At 62.8% G+C, this 6,619-nt stretch carries 4 protein-coding genes and 2 pseudogenes; 5 read left to right on the forward strand and 1 reads right to left on the reverse strand.

Annotation, left to right across the window (positions count from 1 at the left end; all coding sequences use genetic code 11):
- Positions 1 to 67 precede the first annotated feature (67 nt).
- From IE325_RS29325 to IE325_RS29340, 4 genes are all read left to right on the forward strand, one after another.
- Positions 68 to 403, forward strand: a complete 336-nt coding sequence (locus IE325_RS29325; RefSeq protein WP_190073097.1) for a hypothetical protein — start codon at positions 68 to 70, stop codon at positions 401 to 403.
- Entirely contained in the window at positions 400 to 1,563 is a 1,164-nt protein-coding gene (locus IE325_RS29330) for a WXG100 family type VII secretion target (protein WP_190073098.1), read from the forward strand. The genes IE325_RS29325 and IE325_RS29330 overlap by 4 nt, the downstream gene beginning before the upstream one ends.
- Positions 1,564 to 1,688: 125 nt before the next feature.
- Positions 1,689 to 2,906: a hypothetical protein gene (locus IE325_RS29335; protein ID WP_190073099.1), complete on the forward strand. Its 1,218-nt coding sequence runs from the start codon at positions 1,689 to 1,691 to the stop codon at positions 2,904 to 2,906.
- 377 nt (positions 2,907 to 3,283) lie between these two features.
- On the forward strand, positions 3,284 to 3,913 hold the full coding sequence (locus tag IE325_RS29340) for a hypothetical protein (protein WP_190073100.1): 630 nt from the start codon (positions 3,284 to 3,286) through the stop codon (positions 3,911 to 3,913).
- Positions 3,914 to 4,437: 524 nt separating this feature from the next.
- Here IE325_RS29340 and IE325_RS29345 read toward each other — a convergent pair.
- Positions 4,438 to 4,844 (reverse strand): annotated as a pseudogene (locus IE325_RS29345) (ATP-binding protein).
- 161 nt (positions 4,845 to 5,005) lie between these two features.
- Between IE325_RS29345 and IE325_RS29350 the strand changes: the two are divergent.
- Positions 5,006 to 5,856, forward strand: a pseudogene (locus IE325_RS29350) (helix-turn-helix domain-containing protein).
- Positions 5,857 to 6,619 lie beyond the last annotated feature (763 nt).

The following is a 6,619-nucleotide window of genomic DNA, read 5'->3' on the forward strand; positions in this document are numbered from 1 at the left end:
TGGTCACCGTAGTAATAGGCATCTCACGCCACCGATTTTGAGGAGTCGTTAATGAAGGGGGAAATAAATGACTGACGATGAGGCGTACTACGCGGACGGGGCAGGCAGAGGTCTCGCCAAGAAGTTTGAGCTCCAGGCATACGATCTGCGCGCCTATCTGAAGAAGTTCGAGAACGAGACCGGCGAAGAGGCAATCTCTGACGGTTTTGGGCTTCTCACGGAATCAGATGAGGTCAGAAACGCCTACGTCGAATACTCAACGACCGCAGCTTCTGCGATGAAGGCAGTTCACGAACATCTGGATGCCATCGCTGACGCCCTGAGGAAGGTCAACAAAAACACCGAAGTGAATGATGACGAGACTGCTGTCCTCTTCGGTAAGGGCTCCGGGGGTGGCAAGTGAGCGGCAAGGAGTCAGGCGCAGAGGAGCTCGTCGAACTCGGACTCGAGATCGTTAACCCCGGTGGTCGGCCAGATGAGTTGAGGCAGGCGGCCAAGGCCTGGCGACAACTCAAGGCCGATGTGGCGGGCCCGGAGGGACTACTCAAAGCGCTCGACAGGGACGTCGAAGAAACAGTCGGCCACGCTTGGCGCGGTGAAGCTGCGGAAGCCTTCAGGGAGCACTGGCGTAAGGTCAAGGCTGCAGTTGAGCAAGGCGTCGAAGAGTACGACGACATCGCCAAGCAACTCGATGAAGTGGCCGATGAGATCGAGACAGTCAACGATGAGATTCACGCAATCTACGCCGAAATCGGTGTCTCGATCGGCGTTGGCGTGGCTTTGTCTTTTGTGAGCTTCGGCGTCGCGGGTGGTGCCGCCGCGGCGAATGTTACTCGGCTCGCCGCTCAGGCGGTCCGCATTTCAGCCCGCCTTGGTACGTTGCTCCGTCGCATCGCGGCGGCAATCCGTGCATACCAACAAGCCGGGAAGATGACCAAGCTGGCTGCCAGCTTCTTCGTCAACTGGGCTGGCAATACTGGTGGAACGTTGCTCGGTGCAGGACTCTCCGGCCAGGACGTCGACGGTGCCAAGGTCTGGGAAGCGACCTGGCAGGGAGGACTTGCTGCCGCTGTCGGCACCCCAGCGGGTGCGGCAGCAGCAGGCAAGGCCGGCAAGATCATGGATGACATGGCCAGCGCGCCAAGTGATCTTGCCAAGAGTCTCACGGAGAACATCACCGGTGGGGTTGTCGGCAATGTGGCCGGTGGGCTTGCCGTGGATGGCCATACCGCTCTCACGACAGACGAAGACCCAGAGTGGGGTAAGAACGCCCTAATCAACGCGGCCGGTGGGGCACTCGGCGGAGCAACAGTCGGCGGCGCCGGACACTACAGGGATAACATCCCCGTTGCGGAAGGCTGGGATGCGTCACGATACGGGCAGCGCGGCCAGAACCCTGACTTCGCCATTGAAGTGCCCGCTGGCGGTGTAGGTGCCGGAGCGGCAGGCGCAGGCGGAGAGCTAGCCGCGAGCGACGACGAGGACGGTAAGCAGAAGGGCGCGGACGAGCCGAAGACGTCGTTCGGCCGCAAGCAGCGCAGTCTTGAGGAAGATTTCGGATGATGACAAGGTCCAGCACCCTGGCCCGCTGCTTGGCTCTGCTGGGCCTCAGCATTGCGGCTACTGTCGCCGCTGTTCTGATCCAACCCTCCACTAGGCCACCCAGGTGGGACCTTTTCGCTTGCCTCGTGGTGGCAGCAGCAGCTGTGGCCGGCGGAGTCCTCTTCCTCCGCCGTCGAGCCGCCGATGATTTGGGCGCGGGAGGCAAACACTGGTGGGTGGAGCAACGTAACGGTTGGGTCGGATTCGCAGCCTGGTCCTGGGCGGTGCCCACGTTTCTGGTGGCCTATGCGGCGCTGACTCCAACCCCTGCAGCGTGGGAGATCGTTGACGCAGGTTCCGCGATGCGTACGACCGAGATCGAGAAGGTCGTCTCCTCGAAGTACGTAAGCAGTCAGCGCGCCGGGCATTACACCTCCACCGTGCTGGTATCAGTGCCTTTCGACCAAGGATCCCAAACCGCTGAAGTGGAAATGACCTCGAGCGATAAGCCGAAGGCAGGAGAAGAGGTCTGGGTCCTCTTTGCGCCGTTGTCACCTGACCTAGAGGTATTTGTCGGGGATCGGCAGTCGCTTGAGGAGAAGATCGGTGGGCGGGCAGACTACTGGACCGTCTTCTTGACCTTGGGGTGCTTTGCCTTCTGCTGGTTCATGAATCTGTTCGGCCGCTGGCGCTCGGATCCCGTGGCCGGCCTCCACCGCTCTCGACAACAAGGCAGACTCTACGCATTGCCTGTCTCCATCACAGGAGTGGGAGTTGCCCTCGATGAGCGACCAGTGTCTCCATCGGCGACCAAGCTGCATAAATCCCGCATTTGTCTGACGAGCGTGGAGTTCGGTGAGTTGTATCTGTATCTGGATGACATCATCGACCCCCTGCCGTTGGCACTGCCGCTCATGGGTGTTAGTGGCCACGTGTACTGGCGGCGGCCCACTCGGCAGCTCCCATATGCAGACTCGGTCGGCTATGCCGTACTGATTCTGGACGGACAGCGTTACGTCGCCGGATGGCTTGAATCTTCGGACGCTTCAGTAGACCTGCCGGTGAGCGCACTTGTCCCAACGGACCGAGAACTCCCAGCAGTGGGCGAACCCCGTGCCCTTCACCCCGTTTCTCCCGTGGAGGCGAGCGCCAATTCCACCGTCCTGAAGGCGCTCCTACTCGCTATCGGCGCCCTGGTCGTGATCACCTTTGGAGTGGGTGAAGTCGCTACGGTTGCACTCGCTGGCGCGTCCGTATTGGCAGTTCTGATGGGGCGGAGACGTGCGGGACTTCAGATGAAGCGGCACCTGGAGAGCCTCGCGTCTGGCAGAGACTTGGGCACGGGCACGATCCGCGGTGCTTGAGTCCTTCCCGCCCAGCAGCAAGCTGACGAAAACAGCGACGGTCTCGACAACGGCAAGCACGCCTTTGGGTGCAGGTGGTGGCGGCGTTGGTGTCGGGCCGGACTCGCGAGGATGTCGCGGCGGTGTTCGCTCAAGGCGGTGGACAACTGGTGGGCGAAGTGGCTAGTCGGCGGGGGCGCAGCGCTTGTGGCCCAGCCGCGCGGGTGTTCGGGTCGGCGAGCATCAAGTTCTCGATGCGGTCGAGCAACAGGCGATCCGGCAGGCCGTGCTGGATCACCGTCCCTGTGACCTGGGTCTGGCTGGGCAGCTGTGGACGCGCGCTGGAGTGGGGAACCTGATCGTGAAGCTGTACCGGGTCCGGCTGATGGAGAGGTCACATGACGAGCCCAACTGCGACGCCCGATATCGAGCAGGTGCTGAAGCACAACAGGAGCAAATGGAAAAGGCATGTCAGGGAGCGCATCGCTGTCAGTCTGGGACTGATCGCGGTGCCTGTCGTGCTGCATGCAGTGGGCGTCCCGGACGCCTTCTTCACGCCCCTCCCCATCCTTGCCGCGTTCTTTGTCCTGCTGTTCCTGCTCCTTCGGGCCAGCCGCGGTCGACGGCTTGCTGCCTGCGAGAGAGTGCTGCGCACCTATCCCCTCGAGTACCGCACGCGAGTGGCCAAGAAGGGCCAACAGTGGCTGTTGCAAGGCACAGTGTTCACTGTCAAGGTCTCCACGCGCGGTCAACACGGCGCACCGCTGATGCGCGCGCTCGACGCTTCAACGGTCCGTCGCTGGCCCAAGGGCGCAGAGGACGGCGGTGCCTGGGTCGCCGGTGATCTTCCCTTCGGCGGCGTCATGATCGTTCCCGGTACCAATGACATGTTGTTCATGCAGCCGGCGGACTGGGCGAAATTCGCCGACGAACGCGAGCAAGCTGATGCCTCACGGAGTGCGTTGGCACAGCAGGCCGGGCTCATCGAGTTGGTGGAGAAGGAACCGAATATTACGTACTTCTACTAGTGTCTCGTACCGCTGTTCGTATCACTTCGTGTTGTTTATGACGATTTTCGTGGCCTGGCGCACGGCTATCACGCTGAACAAGTTGCAGCCGGCCGTGAGCTGGCGCAGTGAATCCGCCCGAGACCGACTTGCTCCGTGACATCGTCTTCAGTGCAAGCCCGTTGTCGGTACACGGTGCACGATCGCGGTGTGGGCTTTGGCGCCCAAGTACGGGCGGCGAAATGGCCGGAGCGGGTATCTACCAGGTCGGAGAAGAGGCAGCGCTCTCGTCCTCCGCCGCTCGAGCGGCTTAATGATCACGTCTTCCTGCCAGATGCGGACTGCCTCCGCGTTCTGCCCACGGCCCATTTACCTGGGGGCTGGTTTGGCAGCCCCCAGCGACGCAGGACTTGTGTATGGGTACGCCCACGGACAACCGTCAGTGATGCGGTATGACTTCCGTCGGGGCGAGCTGACATCGCGCGGTCTGCCTCTGCGAGTGCCTACGGGTCGGTAGTTGACGCCCGCTGACCTGACCGTCCTACCTACGCGACGACGAGCTCACACCATACGCATTTGCCTCGGCTGCCGTTCCGGGTCACCGGCTGCCAGCCCCATACGTCGGCACAGGCGCGGACCAGTGCAAGACCGCGACCATCCTCCACCTCGACCAAGTTGGTCAGCTGCGATGGTGGTTCCGGCGGTTCGGGGTCGGTGTCCCAGGCGTCGATACGCAGCGCGTCACCGCGCCACCGTAGGCGCAGGGTGGCGGGTCCCTTGGTGTGGCGCACGGCGTTGGAGGCCAGCTCTGCCGCGAGGAGTTCTGTCGTGTCCACAAGGCCGATCAAGCCGTGCATGGTGAGGATCAGGCGGACAGTACGGCGACAGACGTGACGGCGCGTGGGTCGTTCGGGATGTAGAGGGAGTACCCCCAAGGCTCGTTTTGAGGCATGACGGAACTCCTCGTCGAGAGCAGGGGAGTTGGCGAATTCGCCGGAAGCGTGGGCGGTGGCGGTGCCGCAGCCGTCATGGCAGGACGGAGCGGTGCACTTCCGGGCATCTGACTTCCGAACGGGTCACCGAACCAGGGTCGTCGGCGCCAAGGAGGCACTCATGCCGCAGAGACGGCAACCCACCGCGCGGCAGGCGCGACTGGGCGCCGAGCTCCTGAAAGTGCGCGAGGCGGCGGGACTCAATGGGCGTGAGGCCGCTGCCTTGCTCTGCACTGGCGCCGCCCGGCTGAGTCAGATCGAGTCCGGTGTCGGGGGCGTGAGTGAAGACACGGTGCGTCGGCTTGCGGCCAACTACTCCTGCACCGACGTCGAGTTGATTGGCGCCCTGGTGGCCATGGCAACCGATCGGAGTCGAGGCTGGTGGGAGGAGTACCGAGGCAAGCTCCCCAACTCTTTTTTGGACCTAGCCGAGTTGGAGCATCACTGCACGTACCGGCTGGATGTGGAGTTCTTGCATGTCCCCGGCCTTTTCCAGACAGAGGATCACGCCCGCGCCGTCTTTACGTATCGAGTGCCCGAACTGCCCGATGACGACCTCGAGTGGAGGGTCCGCCACCGGATGGCACGCAAGGTGATCATCGAGCGCCCAGCCCCGGTCCCGTACGAAGCGGTTATCCACGAAGCGGCACTACGCATCCGGGTCGGGGACCGTGCCGCCACGCGGGCTCAACTCGTCCGCATCCTCGAATTGTCCGAAGCGGACCACATCACGGTTCGTGTCATCCCCTTCGACCTGGACGGCTTCGCAGGAGCCACAAACGCGATGATGTACGTGGGCGGTGTCGTGCCGAAGCTGGATGCAGCGGTACGTGACGCGCCTCAGGGCGCCGGCTTCATCGACTCCGAAGCCCAACTCGGTGCGTTTCGAACGCTCTTCCGTAAGTGGAGGCTGTGTCTCTCGATCCTGAGCGATCGCGTGACTTCATTCACGGACTGGCGAAGGAACTGTGAGGCACGCCGTGACCGCCCCCGACAACTGGCGGAAGTTGTCCTACTCAGGCAGCGGCGACGGCAACAACTGTGTAGAGGTAGCGAACCTCGACACTCGAATCGCGATACGCGACTCGAAAGCCCCGGCTCAGGGCCTGATTTGTCTCCCGACCGGCCCGTTCACGGCCTTCATCGGCAATCTCAAAGCAGACACCGGTTGCGACGTCGCAGGCTCGTAGTTGTCGATGGCCATGCTCACTGGCGTCGCCGAGGCAGTCGGCCCCCGCAGTCGGCGCGGAAGTCCCACGCGTCGTCGGTGCGCCCGACCGGACCAGCAGCAGAGTGGAACGCAGCGTGGTGTCGTGGCCCGCAGAATGGCTGGTGGCATGGGCGGTCGCAACGGTCGACGGTCTGAGGAGAGTAGCCAGGGCGAGTTCAGCGCCGGTATCCCCCTGTCTCCCGTAAGCACACGCCGTCTGCCCTCGCCACACGGGGTTCAACAGGCTCAAGACGCCCTGTCCGGGATTTCTCCTTCGCGGAACTTTCACGACTTCTTGCCGGGTGGATGCCGGAGTTCGTGCCGAGGAGGTGCCGCTCCACCGGGGCATGAGTCTTCAACGAGATCGTTATGCGGGCTACATGGGGCGGGATACGCCTTGCGTCTGCGAAGGCCATAAGCTGTCGTGAGATTCGCGGGGGCGCCGAAAGGTACGCGAGTGGCTGTAAAAACTCCTAACAAAATGAGTGTTGGGGAACGATAGGCTCGGTGGCCATGAGTCAGAGC

Origin of the sequence: Streptomyces lanatus (assembly GCF_014655715.1) — a bacterium.
Taxonomy (GTDB): domain Bacteria; phylum Actinomycetota; class Actinomycetes; order Streptomycetales; family Streptomycetaceae; genus Streptomyces; species Streptomyces lanatus.

What these genes read in the sequence shown, in the direction of transcription:
- IE325_RS29325 (WP_190073097.1), top strand. Translation starts at nt 68, where the DNA reads ATGACTGACGATGAGGCGTACTACGCGGACGGGGCAGGCAGAGGTCTC.
- IE325_RS29340 (WP_190073100.1), top strand. Translation starts at nt 3,284, where the DNA reads ATGACGAGCCCAACTGCGACGCCCGATATCGAGCAGGTGCTGAAGCAC.